The following is a 23,200-nucleotide window of genomic DNA, read 5'->3' on the forward strand; positions in this document are numbered from 1 at the left end:
TTCGCCTATTGCCCGGCAGTGCTGCTGGCAAATATGGCAGGAATAAAAAAACCGGCTCTAGGCCGGTTTTTTAATGGGTTCGCCTCAGGCTTCTTCGGCGGCCATTTCCACGTCATGGGCAATCAGAGCGACCAGCGCGTTCTGCTGGCGGCGCGACAGCTGACGAAAACGCTGCAGCAATTCACGCTCATGAAGGCTCAGTTCGGGGCTGTCGAGACGCAGACTGAGATCGTCATCCAGAGCGCCTTCCTGCAGCATGCTCTGCTCCAGGCGGGCGATGATTTCCGAGTTCATGCTGCGGTGATGGTTGCGTGCTACGTCAGCAATACGCTCACGCATGCCATCTGGCAAGCGAACGACAAATTTGTCAGCCGTGCGGCTGGAATAAATAGCCTGTTTCATAGGGCGCATACATTACCGGTTAGTTCAGGGAGCGATACTGGTAATCAGTGTCGATATTGTCACCGGTTTGACCGTGTCTCGCACTAGCCGTTCAACCGGTATCGCGTTCTGCGTCATTACGACCCGAAGGTCATCTGAACAGTTCCTTGACGCCAAATACGTGGCACATTGTGATCGATATACGGGCGTTGTGCCAGCACCGGTCGTCAGAAATGAGTAGCAATTGGCACAAGCGTCCACTTCGACGTTTCTCATTGGAAAAAATTCCAGCGCCTTCATCCAATCGTCACCTGCATTTAACCGCTCTGACATGGAAGCTGCCTACCTTGGTCTACACCAGATGGCGGTCGCGTCGCCTTCTGATCATTGATGATAGTAGAGGGCCAGCATATGAGCGCAGCGATTCGAGTCGACCGTCTGAACAAGAGCTTCGGCCGTAAACAGGCCTTGTTCGACTTGGCGCTGTCGGTGCAGCCGGGTGAGATGGTGGCGCTGATCGGCGCTTCCGGTTCGGGCAAGTCGACGCTGCTGCGTCATCTCGCCGGACTGGCCCGCGGCGATGCCGGCAGCATCGAAGTGCTCGGGCGCCAGGTACAGGCCGATGGCCGCCTCAATGGCGACGTGCGTCGCCAGCGTGCCGATATCGGCTACATCTTTCAGCAGTTCAATCTGGTCGGCCGCCTAAGCGTGCTGCAGAACGTACTGCTCGGCGGCCTCGGTCGCATGCCGCGTTGGCGTGGCAGCCTCAGCCTGTTCTCGGTGGAAGAAAAACAGCGCGCCATGCAGGCGCTGGAGCGGGTCGGTCTGGCCGAGTTCGCTGCGCAGCGCGCTTCCACTCTGTCCGGCGGCCAGCAACAGCGCGTGGCCATCGCCCGCGCGCTGTGCCAGCAGGCCGAGGTGATTCTTGCCGACGAGCCGATCGCCTCGCTTGATCCGGAGTCGGCGCGCAAGGTGATGGAAATTCTCGCTGACATAAACCGTCGCGACGGCAAGACGGTGGTGGTGACCCTGCATCAGGTCGACTACGCGGTGCGCTATTGCCAGCGCGCCGTGGCGCTCAAGGGCGGGCGCATTCATTTCGACGGCCCCACCGACAGCTTCAACCCCGATTTCCTCAACGACCTCTACGGCGGCGATCTCGATATCAGCCTGCTGCTGCCGCAAGGGCAGCGCCCGCGTGCCGTGGAACGTCCGCTGACGCTGGCCAAGGCCTGACGTCACTTCCTCATTCGAAAAACCAACGCCAACCCGCAACAGGAGTGTGCTCCATGTTCAAACGCATCGGCCAGGTGCTGGCTGCCTCTGCGCTCGTCACCGGTTCCCTGCTGGGCTCGGCCCAGGCCGCCGAGGAACTCAATTTCGGCATCATTTCCACCGAGTCCTCGCAGAACCTCAAGGCCATGTGGGATCCCTTCCTGGCCGACATGAGCAAGCAGACCGGAGTGAAGATCAACGCCTTCTTCGCGCCTGATTACGCCGGGATCATCCAGGGCATGCGCTTCGACAAGGTGGACGTGGCCTGGTACGGCAACAAGTCGGCGATGGAAGCGGTTGACCGCGCTGGTGGCGAGATCTTCGCCCAGACCGTGGCGGCCAACGGTGCGCAGGGCTACTACAGCCTGCTGGTGGCGCACAAGGACAGCCCGATCAACTCGGCCGAGGACATGCTCAAGAACGCTTCGAGCCTGACCTTCGCCAACGGTGATCCCAACTCCACCTCCGGCTATCTGGTGCCTGGCTACTACGTATTCGCCCAGAACAACGCCGACGCCAGCAAGATCTTCAAGCGCTCGCTCAACGGCAGCCACGAGGTCAACGCCTTGTCGGTGGCCAACAAGCAGGTCGATGTCGGCACCTTCAACAGCGAGGGCATGGAGCGCCTGGAAGTGACTGCGCCGGACAAGGCGGCGCAGCTCAAGGTGATCTGGACCTCGCCGCTGATCCCGTCGGACCCCATCGCCTGGCGCAAGAACCTGCCGCAGGAAACCCGCGACAAGCTGCGCAACTTCTTCATGACCTACGGCGCCAAGCCGGAAGAGAAGAAGGTGCTCGAGGGCCTGCAGTGGGGCCAGTTCAAGCCTTCGGATAACGATCAGCTGCTGCCGATTCGTCAGCTCGAGCTGTTCAAGAAGCGTACCGAAGTGGCCAACAACGACAAGCTCAAGGACGCCGACAAGCAGGCTCAGCTCAAGGAGCTGGACGCCGAGCTGGCCAAGCTGGAGCAGCGCATGGCCGAACTCGAGAAGAAGAACGGCGCCAGCGCCGGCTGACCCCGAGAGCCGCCGCGCTTCGGCATGGCGGCTCGTTTTGAGTGCGTGAACGAGAGTTACCCATGACCACAATGACCACCGCCACCCCGATCGCCGAGACCAAGCGCAGCTGGCTGCAGTTGATCGGCTGGGGCCTGTTCTTCGCCGTGCTCGCCTGGTCCTGGCGAGGCGCGGAAATGAACCCGCTGGCGCTGGTGCGCGATGCCGGCAACATGGCCACCTTCGCCGCCGATTTCTTCCCGCCGGACTTCAGCAACTGGCAGCACTACGTCAAGGAGATGGTGGTCACCGTACAGATCGCCCTCTGGGGCACGGTGCTGGCCATTCTCTGCGCCATTCCGCTGGGCATCCTCTGTTCCGAGAACATCGTGCCCTGGTGGGTGTATCAGCCGGTGCGCCGGGTGATGGATGCCTGCCGTTCGATCAATGAAATGGTCTTCGCCATGCTCTTCGTCGTCGCGGTTGGCCTCGGCCCCTTCGCCGGCGTGCTGGCGCTGTTCATCAGCACCACGGGGGTGCTGGCCAAGCTGTTCGCCGAGGCGGTCGAGGCCATCGATCCGGGCCCGGTCGAAGGCGTGCGTGCCACCGGTGCCAGTGCCCTGCAGGAAGTGATCTTCGGCGTCATCCCGCAGGTGCTGCCGCTGTGGATTTCTTACTCGCTGTACCGCTTCGAGTCCAACGTGCGCTCGGCCACGGTGGTCGGCATGGTCGGCGCCGGCGGCATCGGGGTGATTCTCTGGGAGGCGATTCGCGGCTTCCAGTTCGCCCAGACCTGCGCGCTGCTGATCGTGATCATCCTGGTGGTGAGCGCCATCGACATCCTGTCCCAGCGCCTGCGCAAGCTCTTTATCTGAAGGAGGAGGAGGGCGCCCGCGTGCGCCCTTTTCAAACGATGAACTTGTCTAGACAAAGCGAACCGCTGTACCGCGAGCTGGCCGCCGTGCTGCGCGAAGACGTGCAGCGCATGAGCCCGGGCGACTACCTGCCGGGCGAGATGCAACTGGCCGCGCGATTTTCCGTCAACCGCCACACCCTGCGCCGCGCGGTGGACGAGCTGGTGCTCGAAGGCCGCCTGCTGCGCCGTCAGGGTAAAGGTACCCAGGTGCTGGCCAAGCCACTGGTGTACCCGGTGGAGGCGGGCAGTGCCTTCAGCCAGTCGCTGTCGGCGCTCGGCCACCGTGTCGAGGCCAGGCTGATCGAGCGCCTGCGCCGCACTGGCAGCACCGAGGAATGCCGCCACCTGCAACTGCCCGACGGCAGCGAGCTGATCGAGCTGACCACCCTGCGCCTGCTCGAGGGCCAGCCGCTGAGCCTGATCCGCCACCGCTTCTGCGCCAGCCTGGCACCACAGTTGGCTGACTACCAGGGCGGTTCGCTGCGCCAGCACCTGGCCGAGCGCGACCTGCCGCTGACGCGCACCTTCAGCCTGATCGGTGCGCGCCTGCCCAGCCGCGAAGAGGCGGCGCACTTGCTGATGCCACGCCATGCGCCGTTGCTCAGCGTGCTCACTTTGTCCCGCGATCCCGCTGGTCGGGCGGTGGAGCTGGCGCAGTCCAGCAGCCGCGCCGACCGCTTCCAGTACCAGGTAGCGACCTGATGGAGACCCGCATGAACGAAACCGACCCGAACATCGCCGCGCGCCAGCGCTGGATGGGCGTGCTGGCCCGCGCCGGCAGCGCTCTCGACGCCCATGAGGCGGCGCTGAAGGACAGCGCCTACCAGCTGATCCGCGCCCCCGAGGTGGGCATGACCCTGGTGCGCGGGCGCATGGGCGGCACCGGCAGTGCCTTCAACCTGGGCGAGATGACCGTGACCCGCTGCGTGGTGCGCCTGGCTGACGGCCGCACCGGCTACAGCTACCTGGCCGGCCGCGACAAGCGCCGCGCCGAGCTGGCCGCCCTGGCCGACGCCCACCTGCAGGGCAGCGACCAGGCGCGCTGGCTGAGTGACCTGATCGAACCCATGGCTCGCCAGCAGCGCGAGCAGCGCCTGGCCCGGGCCGCGCGCAGCGCCACCACCCAGGTGGAATTCTTCACCCTGGTCAGAGGAGAGGATTGATGACTACGCCGCACAGCTCGCACTGGCTGCAACCGGCTTTCGACGACCCGGTGCTCGATGCCCAGGTCAGCTTCCGCGCCGCCCTCGGCGCCCTGGCCGAACCGGGTCTGCCACGCGCCATGGACCGCGCCCATGCCCTGGGCGACCTGGCCCCGGCCACCTATGGCCTGTGCCTGGCCTTTCTCGACAGCGACACGCCGCTGTGGCTGGCCCCGCGCTTCGATACGCCGCTGATCCGCGCCAACCTGGCCTTCCATTGCGGCTGCCCGATCGTCGCCGAGCGCGAGATCGCCCTGTTCGCCCTGCTCGATGAGAGCGAACTGGATGATTTGTCGGACTTCGACAATGGCAGCGAACGCTACCCGGATCAGTCCTGCACGCTGCTGATCCAGCTGGGTGATCTGCACGCCGGCCCGGCCTTGCGCTGGCGCGGTCCGGGTATCAAGGACGTGCGCAGTGTCAGTCTGCCGCTGCCGGCCTCGTTCTGGCAGCAGCGCCAGGCGCGCAGCGCCTTTCCCCGTGGCCTGGACTGCTTCTTCGCCGCGGGCGGGGAAGTGATCGGCCTGCCGCGCAGCACCCGCGTGCTGATCGAAACCGAGGAGGCTGCCTGATGTATGTCGCCGTCAAGGGTGGCGAACGCGCCATCGACAATGCCCATCAGCTGCTGGCCAACCGTCGCCGCGGTGATACCGCCGTTGCCGAACTGGGCGTTGAGCAGATCCGCCAGCAGCTGCCGCTGGCCGTGGCCCGCGTCATGAGCGAGGGCTCGCTGTACGACGAGGAACTGGCCGCGCTGGCGATCAAGCAGGCGGCCGGTGACCTGATGGAAGCCATTTTCCTGCTGCGCGCCTACCGCACCACGCTGCCGCGTTTCGGCGCCAGCGAGCCGCTGGATACCACGGAGATGCAGCTGGAGCGGCGCATCTCTGCCACTTTCAAGGACCTGCCCGGCGGTCAACTGCTCGGCCCGACCTTCGACTACACCCACCGCCTGCTGGACTTTGCCCTGCTGGCCGAGGGCGACTATCCGGCGCCAGAAGCGGCTGTTACCGATGAGCCCAGGCCTTGTCCGCGAGTGCTGGATTTTCTCGCAGGCGAAGGTCTTATGGCCCGCGAAACGGACGACGGCGCGCCGGTGCCCGACATCACCCGCGAGCCGCTGGCCTTTCCCGCCAGCCGCGCCGAGCGCCTGCAGGCGCTGGCCCGTGGCGACGAGGGCTTCCTCCTGGCGCTGGGTTATTCCACCCAGCGTGGTTACGGACGCAACCACCCCTTCGCCGGGGAGATCCGCATCGGCGACGTCGAGGTGTGGATGACGCCCGCCGAACTGGGCTTCGCCGTGCCGCTGGGCGACATCGAAATCACCGAGTGCGAGATGGTCAACCAGTTCGTTGGTGAACGTGCCGAGCAGGCGCAGTTCACCCGCGGCTACGGCCTGGCCTTCGGCTACGCCGAGCGCAAGGCCATGGGCATGGCCCTGGTCGATCGTGCCCTGCGTGCCGGCGAGTACGGCGAGGAAGTGTCGGGCCCGGCACAGGAGGAGGAGTTCGTGCTGATGCACTGCGACAACGTCGAGGCTGCCGGCTTCGTCTCGCACCTGAAGTTGCCGCACTACGTCGACTTCCAGGCCGAACTGGAACTGATCCGCAAGCTGCGCCGCCAGGCGTCGGCAGAGGAGAACCGCTGATGAACCTTTCCACTGCAAGCGGCGCCCGCGAGGCGTCGGCCTATAACTTCGCCTATCTCGATGAGCAGACCAAACGCATGATCCGCCGTGGCCTGCTCAAGGCAGTGGCGATCCCCGGCTACCAGGTGCCTTTCGGTGGTCGTGAGATGCCGCTGCCCTACGGCTGGGGCACCGGTGGCATGCAGCTGACTGCGGCCATTCTCGGTACGGACGACGTGCTCAAGGTGATCGACCAGGGCGCTGATGACACCACCAATGCGGTGTCGATCCGCCGCTTCTTTGCCCGCACCGCCGGCGTCGCCACCACCGAGCGTACGCTGGAAGCCAGCGTGATCCAGACCCGTCACCGCATCCCGGAAACCCCGCTGTCGGCCGGGCAGATCATGGTCTATCAGGTGCCGATTCCCGAGCCGCTGCGCTTCATCGAGCCGTCCGAGAGCGAGACGCGGACCATGCATGCGCTGGAGGACTACGGCGTGATGCACGTGAAGCTGTACGAGGACATTGCCACCTTCGGCCATATCGCCACTGCCTACGCTTACCCGGTGACGGTGGACGAGCGCTACGTGATGGACCCGTCGCCGATCCCGAAATTCGACAACCCCAAGCTGAACATGAGCCCGGCGCTGATGCTGTTCGGCGCCGGTCGCGAGAAGCGCCTGTACGCGGTACCGCCCTTTACCCGCGTGGTCAGCCTGGACTTCGAGGATCACCCCTTCGCCGTGCAGCGCTGGGACGAGTGCTGCGCCTTCTGCGGCAGCAGCGAGTCCTTCCTCGACGAGCTGATCGTCGACGACGCCGGCAGCAAGCGCTACGTCTGCTCCGACACCGACTACTGCCGCCAGCGAACCGAGGAGAACCTGCAATGAGCGCCGCTGAACGTCTACAACCTGCCGTGGCAGCGGCCGAGCCGCTGTTCTCGGCGCGCGACCTGACCCGCCTGTACGGCCCGGACAAGGGCTGCCAGGGGGTGAGCTTCGACCTCTATCCCGGCGAGGTGCTGGGCATAGTCGGCGAGTCCGGCTCGGGCAAGTCCACCTTGCTCAGTCTGCTCTCCGGGCGCTGCCCGCCGGATCGCGGCAGCGTGAGTTATCGCGCGCGCAGTGGTCAGTGGCTCGACCTGTACAGCGCCAGCGAGGCCGAGCGGCGCACGCTGCTGCGCACCGAGTGGGGCTTCGTCGAGCAGAACCCGCGTGACGGCCTGCGCATGGCGGTATCGGCCGGCGCCAACATCGGCGAGCGGCTGATGGCCCAGGGCGTGCGCCACTACGGCGAGCTGCGCGCCGCCGGGCTCGACTGGCTGAGCCAGGTGGAGATCGACCCGGCGCGTATCGACGACCTGCCGCGCACCTTCTCCGGCGGCATGCAGCAGCGCCTGCAGATCGCTCGCAACCTGGTCTCCGCGCCGCGCCTGGTATTCATGGACGAGCCAACTGGAGGGCTGGATGTGTCGGTGCAGGCGCGCCTGCTCGACCTGCTGCGCGGCCTGGTGCGCGAGCTGGACCTGGCGGTGGTGATCGTCACCCACGACCTGGCGGTGGCGCGCCTGTTGGCCGACCGCCTGATGGTGATGCGCCGCTCGCGCGTGGTGGAGGCGGGGCTGACCGACCAAATTCTCGACGACCCGCAGCATCCCTATTCGCAGCTGCTGGTGTCGTCGGTGTTGCAGCCTTGATTCCGTCTTGTGGGAGGGGCTTTAGCCGCGATCCCTTTTGTCGCGGCTAAAGCCCCTCCCACGCACGCAGAGATTATTGACCATGAACAACCTGATCGAGGTCAGCGGCCTCAGCAAGACCTTCACCCTGCACCAGCAGAACGGCGTCGTCCTGCAAGTGCTGCGTGACCTGAATTTCGCCGTGCGCGGCGGCGAGTGCCTGGTGCTGCATGGACAGTCCGGCGCCGGCAAGTCGACCCTGCTGCGCACCCTGTACGGCAACTACCTGGCGGCCGGCGGCAGCATCCGCATCCGCCACCAGGGCGAGCCGGTTGAGCTGGTCGGCGCCGAGCCGCGCCAGGTGCTGGCGGTGCGCCGGCAGAGCCTGGGTTACGTCAGCCAGTTTTTGCGGGTGATCCCGCGCGTGTCGACCCTGGACGTGGTGATGGAGCCGGCGCTGGCCCGCGGCTGGACGCGCAGGGACGCCGAGGCGCGAGCCAAGGCCCTGCTGAGCCGGCTGAATATTCCCGAGGCGCTGTGGCAGCTGGCGCCGGGCACCTTCTCCGGCGGCGAGCAGCAGCGCGTCAACATCGCCCGCGGCTTCATGGTCGAGTGGCCGGTGCTGCTGCTCGACGAACCCACCGCCTCGCTGGACGAGGCCAACCGTCAGGTGGTGCTGGAGCTGATTCTTGAAGCCAAGGCGGCCGGCAGCGCGCTGATCGGCATCTTCCACGACCGCATCGCCCGCGAGGCGGTGGCCGACCGTTACCTCGACATGAGCGCCGCCGCGGCGCAACCGGAGTACGTCTATGTCGTCTGAACAGATTCTCAGCAACGCTCGTATCGTCACCGCCGAGCGCGAGTTCCTCGGCACCCTGCTACTGCGCGACGGGCTGATCGCCGCAGTGGACGAGGGCGCCAGTCGCCTGCCGCAGGCCCAGGATCTGGGCGGCGACTACCTGCTGCCGGGGCTGGTGGAGCTGCACACCGACAACCTGGAAAAACACATGAGCCCGCGCCCTGGCGTGGATTGGCCGTCGACGTCGGCGGTGCTGACCCATGATGCGCAGATCGTCGCCGCGGGCATCACCACGGTGTTCGATGCGCTGTCCATCGGTGACATCAACCCGCGTGGTCGGCGCATGCAGCAATTGCCGGCGATGATCGAAGCCATCGCTGCCAGCGAGGCGGCGGGGCAGACCCGCGCCGAGCACCGCCTGCACCTGCGCTGCGAGCTGTGCCACCCCGATGCCCTGACCATCTACCGCGACCTGGTGGAGCACCCGTTGGTGGCGCTGGTGTCGGTGATGGATCACTCGCCCGGCCAGCGCCAGTTCGCCAAGGTGGAGAAATACCGCGAGTACTACATGGGCAAGTACCACCTGAGCCCGGCGGAAATGGAGGATTTTCTCCAGGAGCAGATCGCCAATTCGCGCCAGTACAGCGACCGCCAGCGTCGCGCCATCGTCGAGGATTGCCACGTCCGGGGCATTTCCGTGGCCAGTCATGATGACGCGACCCTGGCCCACGTGCAGGAGTCGGCCGGCTTCGGCATGGCCATCGCCGAGTTCCCCACCACCCTGGAAGCGGCCAAGGCCAGCCACGAGCTGGGGTTGAAGGTGCTGATGGGCGCGCCGAATGTGGTGCGCGGCGGCTCGCACTCGGGCAATATCGCCGCCGCCGAACTGGCGCGCCACGGTGTGCTGGATATCCTTTCCAGCGACTATTATCCGGCCAGCCTGCTGCATGCGGCCTGGCTGCTCGTCGGGCAGGACAACGACTATGATCTACCTGCGGCCATCGCCACCGTGAGCCGCGCGCCGGCCAGGGCGGCGGGACTGGATGACCGCGGCGAGATCCGCGTCGGTCTGCGCGCCGACCTGGTGCAGGCCAGGGCGCATGGCGAGCAGCCGGTGATCCAGCAGGTGTGGCGCCAAGCACGAAGGGTATTCTGATGCAGGGCAGGTTGATCTATCTGATGGGGCCTTCGGGCTCGGGCAAGGACAGCCTGTTGCAAGCCGCGCGTGCGCCGCTGGAGGCGCACGGCTGCCGTTTCGCCCGGCGGGTGATTACCCGCAGCGCCGAGTCCGTCGGCGAGGACGCGTTGGGGGTCAGCCCCGCGGAGTTCGAGCGCCTGGAAGGCGAGGGTGCCTTTGCCCTGAGCTGGCACGCCAATGGCCTGGCCTACGGTATCCCGCGCGAGATCGACGACTGGCTGAGCGCCGGTCAGGATGTGCTGATCAATGGCTCACGCGGTCATCTCGAGGCTGCGCGCCAGCGCTATCCGGATCTGCTGGCGATTCTTCTGCAGGTCGACGAGGCGGTGCTGCGCCAGCGCTTGCTGGCTCGCGGCCGCGAGACGCCGGAGCAGATCGAGCAGCGCCTGGCGCGCAGCCGCGAATTTGCTTACTCCCCTCTCCCATTTATGGGAGAGGGGCCGGGGGAGAGGGGCGATCAGGCCGACACTATCGTCTTGGACAACTCCGGCCCCCTGCCGCACACCGTCAGCCGCCTGCTGCAGCTGCTCGACGAGATGAGTCGATGCGCCTGACCCTGCTCGGCACCGGCGATGCCCGTCAGGTGCCCGTGTACAACTGCAGTTGCCCGGCCTGCGATGCGGCGCGCGTGTATCCGGCGCGGCGCCGTGGCCCCTGCTGCGCGCTGATCGAATGCGGCGCGCAGCGCTGGCTGATCGACAGCGGCCTGACCGATCTCACCGAGCGCTTCGCGCCGCACAGCCTCAGCGGCATCCTGCAGACCCACTACCACGCCGACCACGCCCAGGGTCTGCTGCACCTGCGCTGGGGCCAGGGGCTGATCATCCCGGTCCATGGCCCGAACGACCCCGAAGGGCTGGCCGATCTGTACAAGCACCCCGGCATTCTCGACTTCAGCCAGCCATTCGCCGCTTTCGAGCGCCGTCAGCTGGGTGAACTGAATGTCACCGCGCTGCCGCTGACGCATTCCAAGCCGACCTTTGGGTACTTGTTTGAAGGGCTGGGGTTCGAAGGGCAGAGCAGGCGTATCGCCTACCTCACCGACACGGTTGGCGTGCCCGAGGCCAGCTGCGCCGAGCTTGAACGTGCGCCGCTGGATCTGCTGGTGCTCGATTGCTCCACCGCGCCACAGCCGGTGGCACCGCGCAACCACAACGACCTGACCCGCGCGCTGGAGGTCGTCGAGCGGTTGCAGCCGACGCAAGCGGTGCTGACCCATATCGGTCACAGTTTCGATGCCTGGCTGCTGGAGCATCCCGACGCCTTGCCGCCTGGTGTGACGCTGGCGCGTGACGGTCTGGTGCTGTGAGTCCGTATCGCCCGTAACCGAGAAACTCAGGCTGGCCTGGCCTGCCCTTACAGGGTCAGGCCTTCGGATTTGTTTTCCGACAGTCAAGAGAACCCATGAACGCCCGCCGCATTACCCTGTTGCTGTGTACGGCCGAAACCCTGGGCATGGCCGGCTTTGCTCTGTTCGCCGCACTGCTGCCGCAATTCCAGGTGCTCTGGGGCTTGAGCAATACCGAGGCGGGCTGGATCGGCGGCGGCTTCTTTCTCGGCTATATGCTGGCCGTGCCGGTGCTCACCGGTCTGACCGACCGTTATGACGCCCGGCTGATCTACCTGTGGGCCATGCTGCTGACGGCGGTGGCCAGCGCCGGCTTCGTCTTCGCCGATGGTTTCTGGTCGGCGCTGCTCTGGCGCGTGCTGGCCGGCATCGGTCTGGCGGGCACCTATATGCCGGGGCTCAAGGCGCTGTCGGAGCGCATCGACGGCGCCTCGCAATCGCGTGCCATCGCCTTCTACACCGCCAGCTTCGGCCTGGGCACGGCACTGTCCTTCACCCTGTCCGGTGAACTGGCCAAGCTCGGCGGCTGGCAGCTGCCGGCACTGCTTAGCGGCGCCTGCGCGCTGCTGGCCTGGGCGTTGGTGTACTGGGGGCTGGCGCCGAAACCGGTGGCAGCGCATGCACCGCGCAAGCTACTGGATCTGGCACCGCTGAAAAGCCGTGCGGTGTTGGCCTACTGCCTGGCCTATGCGATGCACAACCTGGAGTTGTTCGCGCTGCGCGCCTGGCTGGTGGCCTTCGTGGTGTTCTCCGGGCATTTTCAGGGCGTCGATCCCTGGCTGTCCGGTACCTGGGTGGCGATGCTGGCGACGCTGATCGGCATGCCGTCGAGCATTCTCGGCAATGAGCTGGCGCTGCGTTTCGGTCGGCAGCGCTGGCTGATCGGCGTGATGCTTAGTTCTGCTCTGCTGGCGGCCCTGGTCGGCCTGGGAGCGGCGCTGCCGTTCTGGGTGATGCTGGGGCTGGTTATGCTCTATGCGGTGACCGTGACGGCCGACTCCGCCTCGCTGACCGCCGGGCTGGTCAGCGTTGCCCCAGCCAGTCACCGCGGAGCAGCAATGGCGCTGTATTCCTGCACCGGTTTCACCGGTGCCTTTCTCGGGCCATTGTTGTTCGGCATGACCCTCGATGCCCTGGGCGATCAGCAGTTGCTTGGCTGGTGGGCGGCGTTCGCCTTGATGGGCCTGTTACTGACGCTGGGGCCGTTGGCGTTGTGGTGGGCGGGTAGTGGGCAAGAGGGCAGTACGCATCCGTAGAGAGGCGCCTGCTCAGGTTCACGCCTTTGTGCCCAATGCTTCCGCTTTACGCAGCCAGCTCTGGCGTTGTTCCTCGCTGGCCGGCCGCACCGGAGCGAATTCGCTCAGGCGGCGGGTCCTTATGCCGCAGAAACCGAGGATAGTGCGCACCATCTGCCGATGGGCCGGAGCGCCATAGATCCAGCGGAAGTACCAGGGTGGCGTGTCCATGGTCACCAGCAGGTCGGCGCTGCGCCCGCTGAGCAGCTTGTCCCAGAGTTGCGAGCGGTTGCGGTACTTGAAGGCGAAGCCGGGCAGGAACACCCGGTCGAAGAAGCCCTTGAGCAAAGCCGGTATACCGCCCCACCACACGGGGTAGACGAACACCAGATGCTCCGCCCAGTGAATCAGACGCTGGGCCTCGAGCAGGTCCGGCTCCAGGCTCTGGCTCTGTTCGTAGCCGTCGCGCAGTATCGGGTCGAACTGCATTTCGCCCAGCTTCAACTGGCGGACCACATGGCCCTTGCTGCGTGCGCCTTGGCTATAAGCCTCGGCCAGAGCATGGCAGAGGCTGTCCTTCTTCGGTGTGCCTAGAATCAGCAGGATTCGTTTGCCATCGCCTTCCAGCGGTGTGGCGCCGCTCTTGCCCTCAGTCATGCCGCGCGGCTCCGAGCATGTCCTGAGGCCTGACCCACTGATCGAACTGCTCTTCAGTCAGATAACCGAGCTGCAGTGCAGCCTGGCGCAGGGTACTGCCCTCGGCATAGGCCTTTTTGGCGATCTCCGCGGCCTTGTCGTAGCCGATATGCGGGTTCAGTGCGGTGACCAGCATCAGGCCGTTCTCCAGATGCGCGGCCATCTGTGTGGCATCCGGCTGCAGATCGGCCACGCAGTGCTGCTGGAAGTTGCGGCAGCCATCGGCGAGCAGGCGGATCGACTGCAGCAGGTTATGGATGATCACCGGCTTGAACACGTTGAGCTGCAGGTGCCCCTGGCTGGCGGCGAAGCTGATGGTCGCATCGTTGCCCAGCACCTGGCAGGCAAGCATCGACAGCGCTTCGCACTGGGTCGGGTTGACCTTGCCGGGCATGATCGAGCTGCCCGGCTCGTTGGCCGGCAGGCGCACTTCGGCAAAGCCGGCTCGTGGGCCGGAGCCGAGCAGGCGCAGGTCGTTGGCCAGTTTCATCAATGCCACGGCCAGTGTTTTCAGCGCCCCGGAGAGCTGCACCAGCGGCTCGTGCCCGGACAATGCGGCGAATTTGTTCGGTGCGCTGGTCAGCGGCAGGCCGGAAAGGGCCGCAAGCTCGGCGGCGATGGCCTCGGCGAAACCGGTCGGCGCATTCAAACCGGTGCCGACCGCGGTGCCACCCTGGGCCAGCTCGCAGACGGCGGGCAGGGCGGCGCGAATCGCCGCTTCGGCATGGCCAAGCTGGGCGACGAAGGCGGATAGTTCCTGGCCGAAGGTAATGGGCGTGGCATCCATCATATGGGTACGCCCGGTCTTGACCAGGTTGGCGTGGCGCTGCGCCTGCTCCTGCAGGCCGTCACGCAGCTCGGCCAGCGCCGGCAGCAGGCAATGACGTACGCCCTGGACGGCGGCGATATGCATGGCGGTGGGGAAGCAGTCGTTGGAGCTCTGTGCGCGGTTGACGTGGTCGTTGGGGTGTACCGGGCTCTTGCCGCCACGCTGGCCACCGGCCAGTTCGTTGGCGCGACCGGCGATCACCTCGTTGACATTCATGTTGCTTTGCGTGCCGCTACCGGTCTGCCAGACCACCAGGGGGAATTGCGAGTCGTGCTGGCCTTCGAGCACTTCATCGGCTGCCTGCTCGATCAGCCGGGCGATGTCTGCCGGCAGTTCGCCGCTGCGGCTGTTGACCCGCGCAGCAGCTTTCTTGATCAGCGCCAGGGCATGCAGTACTGCCAGCGGCATACGCTCCTGGCCGATGGCGAAGTTGATCAGCGAGCGCTGGGTTTGCGCGCCCCAGTAAGCGTCGTTGGGGACTTCAATGGGGCCGATGCTGTCGGTTTCGGTGCGGCTCATGGCGTTCTCCGGGCATGTTCGAGGTTGCTGGCAGTTTAGGTCGCGCCGCCGGAGACTGGTTCCGCAACTTATCTATCGCGTCGATTACCAGCGGGCGTGGGTTTCACCCAGCCACCCCAATGCACTGTCTACTGGGACGCGCTCGCCCTTCGGGCCGCGCAGCACTCCATCGTAGTGGCCGAAGCGCTGCATGGTGTGGGCGTGGAAGGGGCCGAACTTGGGGCAGGCTCTATGTAGCTGGCGGGGGGTGAACCGCAGGGACACCCGGTCGTCCTCGCTGTCCAGGCGCCAGGGGGCCAGCGGCGCCTGCGAGCTGCGGACGATATGCAGCGGGCTATCGAGCAGTTGTACTTCACCGCCGAACCAAAGCGTGTTCTCCGATAGGCCGCTGTGGTCCAGCCAGCCCGTGCCGAAGTTGCCGGCGATACCCCCGGCAGCGGCGAAGGCCGCTCGCTGCCAGTGACTGTGCAGCGGCCAGACGCCGCGGCCGAAGTCCAGCGCGGCGAAGCTTTGCCCCGGCACGCAGCTGTACTGCTTGCTACCCAGTTGCAGGCTGCCTGCCGTGGGCAGGCCCAATTGGCGGCTGGTGGCATGAAAACCGCCATTTTGCAGTGGGGCCACCAGGTTGACCGACTGCAGGTGGGCAGGGCGCTGAATGTCCAGGGCGATTTGTAGCGGCTGGCCGCCGATGTCAGGTGCCGATGCGGTAAGACGCAAACGCCCCGGGTGCTCGTCGGCGCGCAGCTGCAGGCGGGAATGATTGAAGGCGTGGCTTTCCAGTGGCAGATCGGGCAACTGGCAGCCCAGGGCAAAAGGACGGAACTGGGCTCGGGCAACCGACTGGCCGGATTGCAGATCGAGAAAGTAGGCGGCGCCGTAGCCGAGGTAGTCAAGATCGGCCAGGGTTAGCGCGAGCATCCATTGTGGCGTGGTGATGCACCAGTGATTCCAGCGTTTGCGCCGTCCCAGGTGGCCGTGCAGAGCGCAGTCCACCAGCGGGCGGCTGGACCAGCCGATGGCCTCGTCCTGCAGGCGACCCTTGCTGTCGCATAGAGGTTGAAGTGGAAAGGGGGCATGTGAGGTGAGGCTGGTCATCGGGCACGTCCATGTATGTGCGCAGGCTGGCGTTCAATTGCCGGGTCGGGAGTGCGCATGCCTTGATAAGACTGGCGAATATGACGCAGGATGCCGAGCTGGCCCAAGCATGGGCAAGTACTGGCAATTTGGCAACTGACCAGTGGGTGCGCCAGTGTGCAGGGCGTCTGTGAGCTGGTGCACAACTCGCCTCCCTTGAGGGATTTTGGCGCAGGGCACAAAATGCTGCCTTCGTAGTCTACCCAGACTCATTCACAACCACTGGACGCTCTCCATGCTCCGTTTTTCCAAACTCTGCACCGCCGTTCTGCTCAGCGCGAGCGCATCCCTGGCCATGGCCGATGCTGCCAGCCACGCCGCCGATGCCGAGCGTTTTCTCAAACTGGCCCATGCCGACAAGCTGACCGTGCCGGTGTACGGCCAGGTGCAGCAGATGTTCGCCCAGCGTTTCGCCGAGGCGCCGAGTGGCAAGAAGGCGGTGCTGGAAAGCTATCAGGCCAAGGCCAATGCCGCGCTGGACAAGGCGGTGGGCTGGGACAAGCTCAAGCCTGACATGGTCAAGCTCTACACCAGCAACTTCAACGAGCAGGAGCTCAAGGACCTGATCGCCTTCTATGAGTCGCCGCTGGGGCAGAAGGTGCTGCAGAAGATGCCGACCCTGACCGCGCAATCCGCGCAGATCACCCAGAGCAAGCTGGAAAGCGCCGTGCCCGAGGTGAACAAGCTGCTGGCGGACATGAGCAGCGAGCTCGGCCTGCCGAAACAACCCTGATGGAGCCCAAGATGTCCAAGCAAGACCTGATCACCGCCGCCCTGGCCGCGCTGCAGCCTGAGCACCTGGAGGTGCTGGACGAAAGTCATATGCACAGCCGCGGCTTGGAGACCCACTACAAGGCGGTGATCGTAAGCCCGGCGTTCGCTGGGCTGAATGCGGTCAAGCGACATCAGAAGGTCTACGCCACCGTCGGCGAACTGATGGGGCAGATCCATGCCCTGGCCCTGCATACCTATACCCCACAGGAATGGGCAGAGCAGGGCGTAGCACCGGCCTCGCCGACCTGCCGCGGCGGTCATTGAGGTCGCTCGGATGCAATCCGGGTAAACCCCTAGGCAGTTCCCGGATTGCATCCGGGCTACGTGACAGGCTGTCGCGCCTTGTCGCCAACCCGCCCCGGCGATTCTCTGCTTTGCTACAATCGCTCCCGCGCCGGCCCACGCCGGCGCTTTCGTTTAGGTTCTCGATCTAGCGAGCTAGAGCCATGCAAGGTGCAACGACCAACGGGAGTAACAGCCTCCGGCTGGTCAAAGCAGGCGAGGAAGCGCAGTGTACTTTTGTACATGAGCATTCCCAGTCTGTTTTTAACGCAGCAGGGCCGACGCGCAGCTGATCGAGTCCAGTCCGCCCTTTACGTGGGCGACTACTGAGAGAATATTCATGACCGACAAGATCGTCGTCGCGGCGCTGTACAAATTCGTCTCCCTGCCGGATTACCAGGCGCTACGCGAACCCCTGCTGCAAACCCTGCTCGACAACGGCATCAAGGGCACCCTGCTGCTCGCCGAAGAGGGCATCAACGGCACCGTGTCCGGCAGCCGCGCCGGCATCGACGCGCTGCTCGCCTGGTTCCGCCAGGACGCCCGCCTGGCCGATATCGACCACAAGGAATCCTATTGCGATGAACAGCCGTTCTATCGCACCAAGGTCAAGCTGAAGAAGGAAATCGTCACCCTCGGCGTGCCGGGCGTCGACCCCAACCAGCGTGTCGGCACCTACGTCGAACCGCAGGACTGGAACGCCCTGATCAGCGACCCCGAGGTGCTGCTGATCGACACGCGCAACGACTATGAGGTGGCCATCGGCACCTTCGAGGGCGCCATCGACCCCAAGACCAAGTCGTTCCGCGAGTTTCCCGAGTACGTCAAGGCCCACTTCGATCCGAGCAAGCACAAGAAGGTGGCGATGTTCTGCACCGGTGGCATCCGCTGCGAGAAAGCCTCCAGCTACATGCTCGGCGAGGGTTTCGAGGAGGTCTATCACCTCAAGGGCGGCATCCTCAAATACCTCGAGGAAGTGCCGCAGGAGCAGACCAAGTGGCGCGGTGACTGCTTCGTCTTCGACAACCGCGTGACCGTGCGCCACGACCTGTCCGAAGGCGACTACGATCAGTGCCACGCCTGCCGCAATCCGATTTCCGTGGAAGATCGCCAGTCCGAGTTCTACAGCCCCGGCGTCAGTTGCCCGCATTGCTGGGATTCGCTGCCGGAGAAGACCCGTGAAAGCGCCCGCGAGCGGCAGAAGCAGATCGAGCTGGCCCGTGCGCGCAACCAGCCGCACCCCATCGGCCGTGACCCCCGCCAACTGAACGAGGCCTGACCATGGCTAGCCGCCTGCTCTACGTGATGGACCCGATGTGCTCCTGGTGCTGGGGTTTCGCACCCGTGGTCGAAGCCCTCGCCGAGCAGGCGGCTGCGGCCGGCGTGCCGCTGCAGATCGTGGTGGGCGGCCTGCGCCGCGATCAGGTGGCGATCGATGCCGCAGCACGGGTGCGTTACCTGGGCTACTGGCAGGCGGTCAACGCCAGCACCGGGCAGCTGTTCGACTTCGACCGCGGCCTGCCCGAGGGCATGGTGTACGACACCGAGCCGGCCTGCCGCGCACTGGTCACCGCGCGCAACCTCGACGTGCCCAGCGCCTGGACGCTGCTCAAGCTGGTCCAGCGCGCTTTCTACGCGCAGGGCGCCGACGTTACCCAGGCCAGTGTGCTGGTCGAGCTGGCCGAGCGGGCCGGCATTCCGCGCATCGAATTCGCCGAGGCTTTCGACAGTCAGGCCATGCATGAGGCTACCGCCGCCGATTTCAGCTGGGTGCAGGATCTGGGCATCGCCGGTTTCCCCACCTTGCTGGCCGAGCGCGATGGCCAACTGGCGCTGCTGACCAACGGCTATCAGCCACTCGAGGCGCTGTCACCGCTGCTGGGCCGCTGGCTGGAGCGCGCTGCCAATGCCTGATCGGTTGAGCTGGGCAGAAGTCCGTCGCCTGGCCCTGCGTCACAAGAAAGCGCTGATTCTGGCCAACCTGGTCGCCGTGCTGGCCACCCTGTGCAGCGTGCCGATCCCGTTGCTGTTGCCGCTGCTGGTTGACGAAGTGCTGCTGCACGACGGCGATGCGGCGCTCAAGGTGATGGACAACTTCCTGCCTGCCGAGTGGGAAACTGCCGCCGGCTATATCGGCCTGATGCTGCTGCTGACCCTGCTGCTGCGCGGCTCGGCGCTGATCTTCAACGTGCTGCAGGCACGCCTGTTCGCCAGACTGTCGAAGGACATCGTCTACCGTATCCGTATGCGCCTGATCGAACGGCTAAAGCGCATTTCCCTCGGCGAGTACGAGAGCCTGGGCGGCGGCACCGTGACCACCCACCTGGTCACCGATCTGGACACCCTGGACAAGTTCGTCGGCGAGACCCTCAGCCGCTTTTTGGTGGCGATTCTGACCCTGGTCGGCACCTCGGCCATCCTGATCTGGATGCATTGGCAGCTGGCCCTGCTGATCCTGCTGTTCAACCCGCTGGTGATCTACGCCACCGTGCTGCTGGGCAAGAAGGTCAAGCACCTGAAGAAGCTGGAGAACGACAGCACCTCGCGCTTCACCCAGGCGCTGACCGAGACCCTGGAAGCGATCCAGGAAGTGCGCGCCGGCAACCGCCAGGGCTACTTCCTCGGCCGTCTCGGCGGGCGGGCGCGCGAGGTGCGTGACTACGCCGTGGCCTCGCAGTGGAAGAGCGATGCCTCCAACCGCGCCAGCGGCCTGCTGTTCCAGTTCGGTATCGACGTGTTCCGCGCCGCGGCGATGCTCACCGTGCTGTTCTCTGACCTGTCCATCGGCCAGATGCTCGCGGTGTTCAGCTACCTGTGGTTCATGATCGGCCCGGTGGAGCAGCTGCTCAGCCTGCAGTACGCCTTCTATGCAGCAGGTGGTGCGCTGACGCGCATCAACGAGCTGCTGGCGCGCCAGGACGAGCCGCAGTACGCCGGGCGCGTCGATCCCTTCAAGGGGCGTGATACGGTCGGCATCGAGGTTCGCGGGCTGACCTTCGCCTATGGCGAGGAGCCTGTGCTGGATCGTCTCGACCTGTCCATCGGCCCGGGTGAGAAAGTGGCGATCGTCGGCGCCTCTGGCGGCGGCAAGAGCACCTTGGTGCAGTTGCTGCTGGGACTGTACACGCCGCAGGCCGGCAGTATCCGCTTCGGCGGCAGCGCGCTGGAAGAGATCGGCCTGGACGGCGTGCGCGACAACGTCGCAGTGGTGCTGCAGCACCCGGCGCTGTTCAACGACACGGTGCGCGCCAACCTCACCATGGGCCGTGAGCGCAGCGACGAGGCCTGCTGGCAGGCGCTGCGCATCGCCCAGCTTCACGACACCATTGCGCAACTGCCGCAGGGCCTGGACAGCGTGGTCGGGCGCAGTGGCGTGCGCCTGTCCGGCGGCCAGCGCCAGCGCCTGGCCATCGCCCGCATGGTGCTGGCAGAACCCAAGGTAGTGATCCTCGACGAGGCCACCTCGGCACTGGATGCGGCGACCGAGTACGCCCTGCACGAAGCGCTGGCGCAGTTTCTCGAAGGCCGCACCACGCTGATCATCGCCCACCGCCTGAGTGCGGTGAAGCAAGCCGATCGTGTGCTGGTGTTCGACGGCGGCAGCGTTGCCGAGGATGGCGACCATCAGCAACTGATTGCCGAAGGTGGGCTATACGCCAAGCTCTACGGGCATTTGCAGCAGGGGTGAGGCTGGCGGGCTTTGTACGCATTGCAGCAACCGGGATTTCGCGGCTGAAGCGCAATGCCGCCCAGCCGCTCCTACAGGTGGACAATGTTCATTGACCGCTGCCACCGTGGCCCCGGATTTCATCCGTTTTACACAGCGGCTCGAATCACGTAGCCCGGATGCCATCCGGGGCGCTTTGTAGACGGATACCCACGGGCCCTGACCTGTCGCGGCTAAAGCCCCTCCCACGGGAGCGGTTGCTCTGCTTCTGTGGGAGGCGCTTCAGCTGCATCGTAGGAGCGGCTTCAGCCGCGATGCTCTTTTGCGCTGTCAACGTCCCCGGATTGCATCCAGACTACACAGCTTCCTGGCCTGTCGCGGCTGAAGCCCCTCCCACAAGATTTCGTTGCTGCAATGACAGGCTGCTCCCTTTCTGTGGGAGGCGCTTTAGCGGCGACGCTTTGCTTTAGTCACTGTTCATCAAGGCCTTGCCCAGTTCCTCGAACAGCGTCTGCACCGAACGCAACGCCCGGCAGTCGGGGCGGGTCAGCAGCCAGAGCTCGGTGTCGCAGCCGGTCAGCGGTGGGCCGAGTGCCTTGAGTTCGGGATGGGCGCGCAGCACGAAGTCGGGCAGGGCGGCGACGCCCAAACCTGCGCGCGCCAGTTGCGCCACGGCGTACATGCTGCTGCAGCGGTAGTTCGGAGTGACGCCCGGCAACTCGCGCAGGCGCCACAGTACCGTGGCGTGATCCGGCATCGCCTCGTCCGGGGCGATCCAGCTCTGGCGGGCCAGGTCGCTGCGGTCCTGGCCATCATCGCGCGCGCAAACGAGGTAGGACACCTTGGCCAGACGCCGGCCCACCAGATGCTCCGGCGGCTCGTTGGTCAGGCGCAGGGCCAGGTCGGCGTCGCGCCGGCTGAGGTTGGCGAAGTCATTGGACGTCACCAGCTCCAGCGCCAGGGCCGGGTAACTGGGCATGAAGCGCGCCAGCGCCGGTAGCAGCAGGCTGCTCAGTACGGCGTCGGTACAGGTCAGGCGCACCGTGCCACTGACCACCTGCTTGCCCAGCTCCAGCGCCACTCGCGCGGCATCCAGCGCCTGTTCGGCGCGTTCGGCCTGTTCCGCCAGGGCGCGAGCGGTCTCGCTGGGTTCGTAGCCGCGCCGGCTCTTTTCGAACAGCGCCACACCCAATGCCGCTTCGAGCCGGCGTACGGCGCGAAATACGGTGGAGACGTCCACCTGCAGCAGTTCTGCTGCCCGCGCCAGGGACCGGCCGCGTACCAGAGCGAGCACCAGCGAGAGGTCGGTGTGGTCGATTTGATATTGCAAGGCTGCAATCTCTGCTTGTCTATTCGCCAATTATTATTGCGTAAGCGCCATCTTATAGTGGCAAGGAGGCTGCCATGCAAGGTGGAGGAGAGCGTATGTACAGCAAGTGTCGAGTCAAGGTTGCGCTGGTCGGTGAATACGATCCGGCGATCGCCGCGCACCGGGCCATCCCCGAGGCGTTGCGCCTGGCCAGTGAAGCCCTGGGAGTGGAGGTCGAGCATGACTGGCTGGCCACCGCCGGCATTCTCGAGGATGCAGCCCTGATGGCCTATGACGGCATCTGGTGCGTGCCTGGCAGCCCCTATGTCGCTACCGAGGGGGCGCTGCGCGCCATTCGCTTTGCCCGCGAGCAGGGTGTGCCATTTCTCGGCACCTGTGGCGGCTTTCAGCACGCGCTGCTCGAATACGCACGCAACCGCCTGGGCTGGACCGATGCCGAGCACGCCGAATTGTCGCCGCAAGCGCAAAAGCCGCTGATCGCGCCCCTGGCCTGTGCGTTGCTGGATGTCAGCGAGCATGTGCATCTGGTCTCCGGCTCGCGCATTGCCGAACTCTACGGCGTACGTGAGATCAGCGAGCAGTACCTGTGCCGCTACGGTCTCGTCGATGCCTTCGTCGAGCCGCTGATGGCCCAGGCGCTGAAGGCCTCCGGGCATGACCAGGCGGGCGCTGTGCGGGCGATCGAACTGGAGGACCATCCGTTCTTCATCGCCACCCTGTTCCAGCCCGAGCGCGCGGCATTGGAAGGTCGTCTGCCGCCGGTTGTGGCCGGTCTGGTCGGCGCCTGTGCGGTGCAGTCGGTGCATGAGGCTCATCTGGCGGTAGCTTCGTGATTGCCGCCACACCGCAGCCACCTTACTACGTGGTGATCTTCACCTCGCTGCGCACCGAGGTGGACGGCGGCTACGCCGAAGCCGCACAACGCATGCTGGAACTGGCCGCTGAGCAGCCCGGCTTTCTCGGCGTGGAGTCGGCGCGCAGCGATGGCCTGGGCATCACGCTGTCGTACTGGCAGAGCGAGGAGGCTATCCGCGCCTGGCGTGAGCACGCCGAGCACAGCGCCGTGCGTGAGCAGGGGCGAGCCGATTGGTACGCCGCATTCGCCACACGGGTGGCCAAGGTCGAGCGCGCCTACAGTTTCTCACGCTCTGACTGAGTGCCAGCGGCAAGCCGGTAGACCGGACTGTAAGGTTTTCTTTACGCCAAGCGGGGCGTTGTCTGCATGAGTGGCTTGGCGTAACGAAAATTTGCCGGTGCTGTGCTTGGCTGCTGTGTCGAAGTGTCGCAAGCCATCTTGAGAGCGGGTCTGCGCTCGGTT

General features: G+C 65.5%; 26 protein-coding genes. 21 read left to right on the top strand and 5 right to left on the bottom strand.

Annotation, left to right across the window (positions count from 1 at the left end; genetic code table 11):
• Nucleotides 1–84 precede the first annotated feature (84 nt).
• A complete protein-coding gene (locus tag DXK50_RS10210; RefSeq protein WP_003461866.1) occupies nt 85–411 on the bottom strand; it encodes an Arc family DNA-binding protein in 327 nt (108 codons plus the stop codon).
• Nucleotides 412–792: 381 nt separating this feature from the next.
• Here DXK50_RS10210 and phnC point away from each other — a divergent pair, with 381 nt between their 5' ends.
• The 14 genes from phnC (at nt 793) to DXK50_RS10280 (ending at nt 12,672) form a co-directional block, all read left to right on the top strand.
• Nucleotides 793–1,617, top strand: a complete 825-nt coding sequence (gene phnC, locus DXK50_RS10215; RefSeq protein WP_212630222.1) for a phosphonate ABC transporter ATP-binding protein — start codon at nt 793–795, stop codon at nt 1,615–1,617.
• 53 nt (nt 1,618–1,670) lie between these two features.
• Nucleotides 1,671–2,672 carry a phosphonate ABC transporter substrate-binding protein gene (gene phnD / locus DXK50_RS10220; protein WP_212630223.1) on the top strand — a complete coding sequence of 334 codons (1,002 nt, stop codon included), beginning with the start codon at nt 1,671–1,673 and terminating at the stop codon, nt 2,670–2,672.
• A gap of 62 nt (nt 2,673–2,734) precedes the next feature.
• Complete coding sequence (gene phnE, locus DXK50_RS10225; RefSeq protein WP_161866388.1) at nt 2,735–3,526, top strand: phosphonate ABC transporter, permease protein PhnE; 792 nt, start codon at nt 2,735–2,737, stop codon at nt 3,524–3,526.
• 20 nt (nt 3,527–3,546) lie between these two features.
• A complete protein-coding gene (gene phnF / locus DXK50_RS10230; RefSeq protein WP_212630224.1) occupies nt 3,547–4,269 on the top strand; it encodes a phosphonate metabolism transcriptional regulator PhnF in 723 nt (240 codons plus the stop codon).
• A gap of 11 nt (nt 4,270–4,280) precedes the next feature.
• A complete protein-coding gene (gene phnG, locus DXK50_RS10235; RefSeq protein WP_003244506.1) occupies nt 4,281–4,730 on the top strand; it encodes a phosphonate C-P lyase system protein PhnG in 450 nt (149 codons plus the stop codon).
• Nucleotides 4,730–5,341 carry a phosphonate C-P lyase system protein PhnH gene (gene phnH / locus DXK50_RS10240; protein ID WP_212630225.1) on the top strand — a complete coding sequence of 204 codons (612 nt, stop codon included), beginning with the start codon at nt 4,730–4,732 and terminating at the stop codon, nt 5,339–5,341. Before phnG ends, phnH begins: the two co-directional genes overlap by 1 nt.
• Nucleotides 5,341–6,417, top strand: coding sequence for a carbon-phosphorus lyase complex subunit (locus DXK50_RS10245; RefSeq protein ID WP_212630226.1), 1,077 nt, complete (start codon nt 5,341–5,343; stop codon nt 6,415–6,417). Before phnH ends, DXK50_RS10245 begins: the two co-directional genes overlap by 1 nt.
• Complete coding sequence (locus tag DXK50_RS10250) at nt 6,417–7,286, top strand: alpha-D-ribose 1-methylphosphonate 5-phosphate C-P-lyase PhnJ (RefSeq protein ID WP_212630227.1); 870 nt, start codon at nt 6,417–6,419, stop codon at nt 7,284–7,286. The genes DXK50_RS10245 and DXK50_RS10250 overlap by 1 nt, the downstream gene beginning before the upstream one ends.
• Nucleotides 7,283–8,092, top strand: coding sequence for a phosphonate C-P lyase system protein PhnK (gene phnK / locus DXK50_RS10255; protein WP_100549173.1), 810 nt, complete (start codon nt 7,283–7,285; stop codon nt 8,090–8,092). The genes DXK50_RS10250 and phnK overlap by 4 nt, the downstream gene beginning before the upstream one ends.
• A gap of 82 nt (nt 8,093–8,174) precedes the next feature.
• Nucleotides 8,175–8,891, top strand: coding sequence for a phosphonate C-P lyase system protein PhnL (gene phnL / locus DXK50_RS10260; RefSeq protein WP_212630228.1), 717 nt, complete (start codon nt 8,175–8,177; stop codon nt 8,889–8,891).
• Nucleotides 8,881–10,026, top strand: a complete 1,146-nt coding sequence (locus DXK50_RS10265; protein ID WP_212630229.1) for an alpha-D-ribose 1-methylphosphonate 5-triphosphate diphosphatase — start codon at nt 8,881–8,883, stop codon at nt 10,024–10,026. The genes phnL and DXK50_RS10265 overlap by 11 nt, the downstream gene beginning before the upstream one ends.
• On the top strand, nt 10,026–10,622 hold the full coding sequence (gene phnN, locus DXK50_RS10270; RefSeq protein ID WP_212630230.1) for a phosphonate metabolism protein/1,5-bisphosphokinase (PRPP-forming) PhnN: 597 nt from the start codon (nt 10,026–10,028) through the stop codon (nt 10,620–10,622). The genes DXK50_RS10265 and phnN overlap by 1 nt, the downstream gene beginning before the upstream one ends.
• Nucleotides 10,613–11,377 (top strand): phosphonate metabolism protein PhnP, encoded by a 765-nt coding sequence (gene phnP, locus DXK50_RS10275; protein WP_212630231.1) that lies wholly within the window; start codon nt 10,613–10,615, stop codon nt 11,375–11,377. The genes phnN and phnP overlap by 10 nt, the downstream gene beginning before the upstream one ends.
• Nucleotides 11,378–11,472: 95 nt before the next feature.
• Nucleotides 11,473–12,672, top strand: coding sequence for an MFS transporter (locus DXK50_RS10280; protein ID WP_161866380.1), 1,200 nt, complete (start codon nt 11,473–11,475; stop codon nt 12,670–12,672).
• A gap of 18 nt (nt 12,673–12,690) precedes the next feature.
• On the opposite strand, the gene DXK50_RS10285 is transcribed toward DXK50_RS10280, so the two are convergent.
• The 3 genes from DXK50_RS10285 to DXK50_RS10295 form a co-directional block, all read right to left on the bottom strand.
• On the bottom strand, nt 12,691–13,308 hold the full coding sequence (locus tag DXK50_RS10285; RefSeq protein WP_212630232.1) for an NAD(P)H-dependent oxidoreductase: 618 nt from the start codon (nt 13,306–13,308) through the stop codon (nt 12,691–12,693).
• Complete coding sequence (locus DXK50_RS10290) at nt 13,301–14,695, bottom strand: class II fumarate hydratase (protein WP_212630233.1); 1,395 nt, start codon at nt 14,693–14,695, stop codon at nt 13,301–13,303. Before DXK50_RS10290 ends, DXK50_RS10285 begins: the two co-directional genes overlap by 8 nt.
• 84 nt (nt 14,696–14,779) lie before the next feature.
• On the bottom strand, nt 14,780–15,790 hold the full coding sequence (locus tag DXK50_RS10295; RefSeq protein ID WP_212630234.1) for a DUF2804 domain-containing protein: 1,011 nt from the start codon (nt 15,788–15,790) through the stop codon (nt 14,780–14,782).
• A 274-nt stretch (nt 15,791–16,064) separates the two neighbouring features.
• Between DXK50_RS10295 and DXK50_RS10300 the strand changes: the two genes are divergently transcribed.
• From DXK50_RS10300 to DXK50_RS10320, 5 genes are all read left to right on the top strand, one after another.
• The gene (locus DXK50_RS10300) at nt 16,065–16,562 is read left to right on the top strand and encodes a DUF2059 domain-containing protein (protein WP_161866376.1); all 498 of its coding nucleotides are present in this window, start codon (nt 16,065–16,067) and stop codon (nt 16,560–16,562) included.
• Between the two features lie 11 nt (nt 16,563–16,573).
• Nucleotides 16,574–16,867 carry a BolA family protein gene (locus tag DXK50_RS10305; protein ID WP_024308745.1) on the top strand — a complete coding sequence of 98 codons (294 nt, stop codon included), beginning with the start codon at nt 16,574–16,576 and terminating at the stop codon, nt 16,865–16,867.
• 358 nt (nt 16,868–17,225) lie between these two features.
• A complete protein-coding gene (trhO, locus tag DXK50_RS10310; protein WP_161866375.1) occupies nt 17,226–18,164 on the top strand; it encodes an oxygen-dependent tRNA uridine(34) hydroxylase TrhO in 939 nt (312 codons plus the stop codon).
• Between the two features lie 2 nt (nt 18,165–18,166).
• Nucleotides 18,167–18,799 carry a DsbA family protein gene (locus DXK50_RS10315; RefSeq protein ID WP_161866374.1) on the top strand — a complete coding sequence of 211 codons (633 nt, stop codon included), beginning with the start codon at nt 18,167–18,169 and terminating at the stop codon, nt 18,797–18,799.
• On the top strand, nt 18,792–20,573 hold the full coding sequence (locus DXK50_RS10320) for an ABC transporter ATP-binding protein (RefSeq protein WP_212630235.1): 1,782 nt from the start codon (nt 18,792–18,794) through the stop codon (nt 20,571–20,573). The genes DXK50_RS10315 and DXK50_RS10320 overlap by 8 nt, the downstream gene beginning before the upstream one ends.
• A 445-nt stretch (nt 20,574–21,018) precedes the next feature.
• Here the strand turns inward: DXK50_RS10320 and DXK50_RS10325 are convergent, their stop codons facing one another.
• Nucleotides 21,019–21,882, bottom strand: a complete 864-nt coding sequence (locus DXK50_RS10325; RefSeq protein WP_212630236.1) for a LysR family transcriptional regulator — start codon at nt 21,880–21,882, stop codon at nt 21,019–21,021.
• 95 nt (nt 21,883–21,977) lie between these two features.
• On the opposite strand from DXK50_RS10325, the gene DXK50_RS10330 reads away from it, so the two are divergent.
• Nucleotides 21,978–22,715, top strand: coding sequence for a CTP synthase C-terminal region-related (seleno)protein (locus DXK50_RS10330; protein ID WP_212630237.1), 738 nt, complete (start codon nt 21,978–21,980; stop codon nt 22,713–22,715).
• Nucleotides 22,712–23,038: an antibiotic biosynthesis monooxygenase family protein gene (locus tag DXK50_RS10335; protein WP_212630238.1), complete on the top strand. Its 327-nt coding sequence runs from the start codon at nt 22,712–22,714 to the stop codon at nt 23,036–23,038. Before DXK50_RS10330 ends, DXK50_RS10335 begins: the two co-directional genes overlap by 4 nt.
• Nucleotides 23,039–23,200: the final 162 nt, after the last annotated feature.

The organism is Pseudomonas sp. KB-10 (assembly GCF_018221585.1).
Taxonomy (GTDB): Bacteria; Pseudomonadota; Gammaproteobacteria; order Pseudomonadales; family Pseudomonadaceae; genus Aquipseudomonas; species Aquipseudomonas yangonensis.

What these genes read in the sequence shown, in the direction of transcription:
- DXK50_RS10210 (WP_003461866.1), bottom strand. Translation starts at nt 411, where the DNA reads ATGCGCCCTATGAAACAGGCTATTTATTCCAGCCGCACGGCTGACAAA.
- phnC (WP_212630222.1), top strand. Translation starts at nt 793, where the DNA reads ATGAGCGCAGCGATTCGAGTCGACCGTCTGAACAAGAGCTTCGGCCGT.
- phnD (WP_212630223.1), top strand. Translation starts at nt 1,671, where the DNA reads ATGTTCAAACGCATCGGCCAGGTGCTGGCTGCCTCTGCGCTCGTCACC.
- phnE (WP_161866388.1), top strand. Translation starts at nt 2,735, where the DNA reads ATGACCACAATGACCACCGCCACCCCGATCGCCGAGACCAAGCGCAGC.
- phnG (WP_003244506.1), top strand. Translation starts at nt 4,281, where the DNA reads ATGAACGAAACCGACCCGAACATCGCCGCGCGCCAGCGCTGGATGGGC.
- phnH (WP_212630225.1), top strand. Translation starts at nt 4,730, where the DNA reads ATGACTACGCCGCACAGCTCGCACTGGCTGCAACCGGCTTTCGACGAC.
- DXK50_RS10245 (WP_212630226.1), top strand. Translation starts at nt 5,341, where the DNA reads ATGTATGTCGCCGTCAAGGGTGGCGAACGCGCCATCGACAATGCCCAT.
- DXK50_RS10250 (WP_212630227.1), top strand. Translation starts at nt 6,417, where the DNA reads ATGAACCTTTCCACTGCAAGCGGCGCCCGCGAGGCGTCGGCCTATAAC.
- phnK (WP_100549173.1), top strand. Translation starts at nt 7,283, where the DNA reads ATGAGCGCCGCTGAACGTCTACAACCTGCCGTGGCAGCGGCCGAGCCG.
- phnL (WP_212630228.1), top strand. Translation starts at nt 8,175, where the DNA reads ATGAACAACCTGATCGAGGTCAGCGGCCTCAGCAAGACCTTCACCCTG.
- DXK50_RS10265 (WP_212630229.1), top strand. Translation starts at nt 8,881, where the DNA reads ATGTCGTCTGAACAGATTCTCAGCAACGCTCGTATCGTCACCGCCGAG.
- phnN (WP_212630230.1), top strand. Translation starts at nt 10,026, where the DNA reads ATGCAGGGCAGGTTGATCTATCTGATGGGGCCTTCGGGCTCGGGCAAG.
- phnP (WP_212630231.1), top strand. Translation starts at nt 10,613, where the DNA reads ATGCGCCTGACCCTGCTCGGCACCGGCGATGCCCGTCAGGTGCCCGTG.
- DXK50_RS10280 (WP_161866380.1), top strand. Translation starts at nt 11,473, where the DNA reads ATGAACGCCCGCCGCATTACCCTGTTGCTGTGTACGGCCGAAACCCTG.
- DXK50_RS10285 (WP_212630232.1), bottom strand. Translation starts at nt 13,308, where the DNA reads ATGACTGAGGGCAAGAGCGGCGCCACACCGCTGGAAGGCGATGGCAAA.
- DXK50_RS10290 (WP_212630233.1), bottom strand. Translation starts at nt 14,695, where the DNA reads ATGAGCCGCACCGAAACCGACAGCATCGGCCCCATTGAAGTCCCCAAC.
- DXK50_RS10295 (WP_212630234.1), bottom strand. Translation starts at nt 15,790, where the DNA reads ATGACCAGCCTCACCTCACATGCCCCCTTTCCACTTCAACCTCTATGC.
- DXK50_RS10300 (WP_161866376.1), top strand. Translation starts at nt 16,065, where the DNA reads ATGCTCCGTTTTTCCAAACTCTGCACCGCCGTTCTGCTCAGCGCGAGC.
- DXK50_RS10305 (WP_024308745.1), top strand. Translation starts at nt 16,574, where the DNA reads ATGTCCAAGCAAGACCTGATCACCGCCGCCCTGGCCGCGCTGCAGCCT.
- trhO (WP_161866375.1), top strand. Translation starts at nt 17,226, where the DNA reads ATGACCGACAAGATCGTCGTCGCGGCGCTGTACAAATTCGTCTCCCTG.
- DXK50_RS10315 (WP_161866374.1), top strand. Translation starts at nt 18,167, where the DNA reads ATGGCTAGCCGCCTGCTCTACGTGATGGACCCGATGTGCTCCTGGTGC.
- DXK50_RS10320 (WP_212630235.1), top strand. Translation starts at nt 18,792, where the DNA reads ATGCCTGATCGGTTGAGCTGGGCAGAAGTCCGTCGCCTGGCCCTGCGT.
- DXK50_RS10330 (WP_212630237.1), top strand. Translation starts at nt 21,978, where the DNA reads ATGTACAGCAAGTGTCGAGTCAAGGTTGCGCTGGTCGGTGAATACGAT.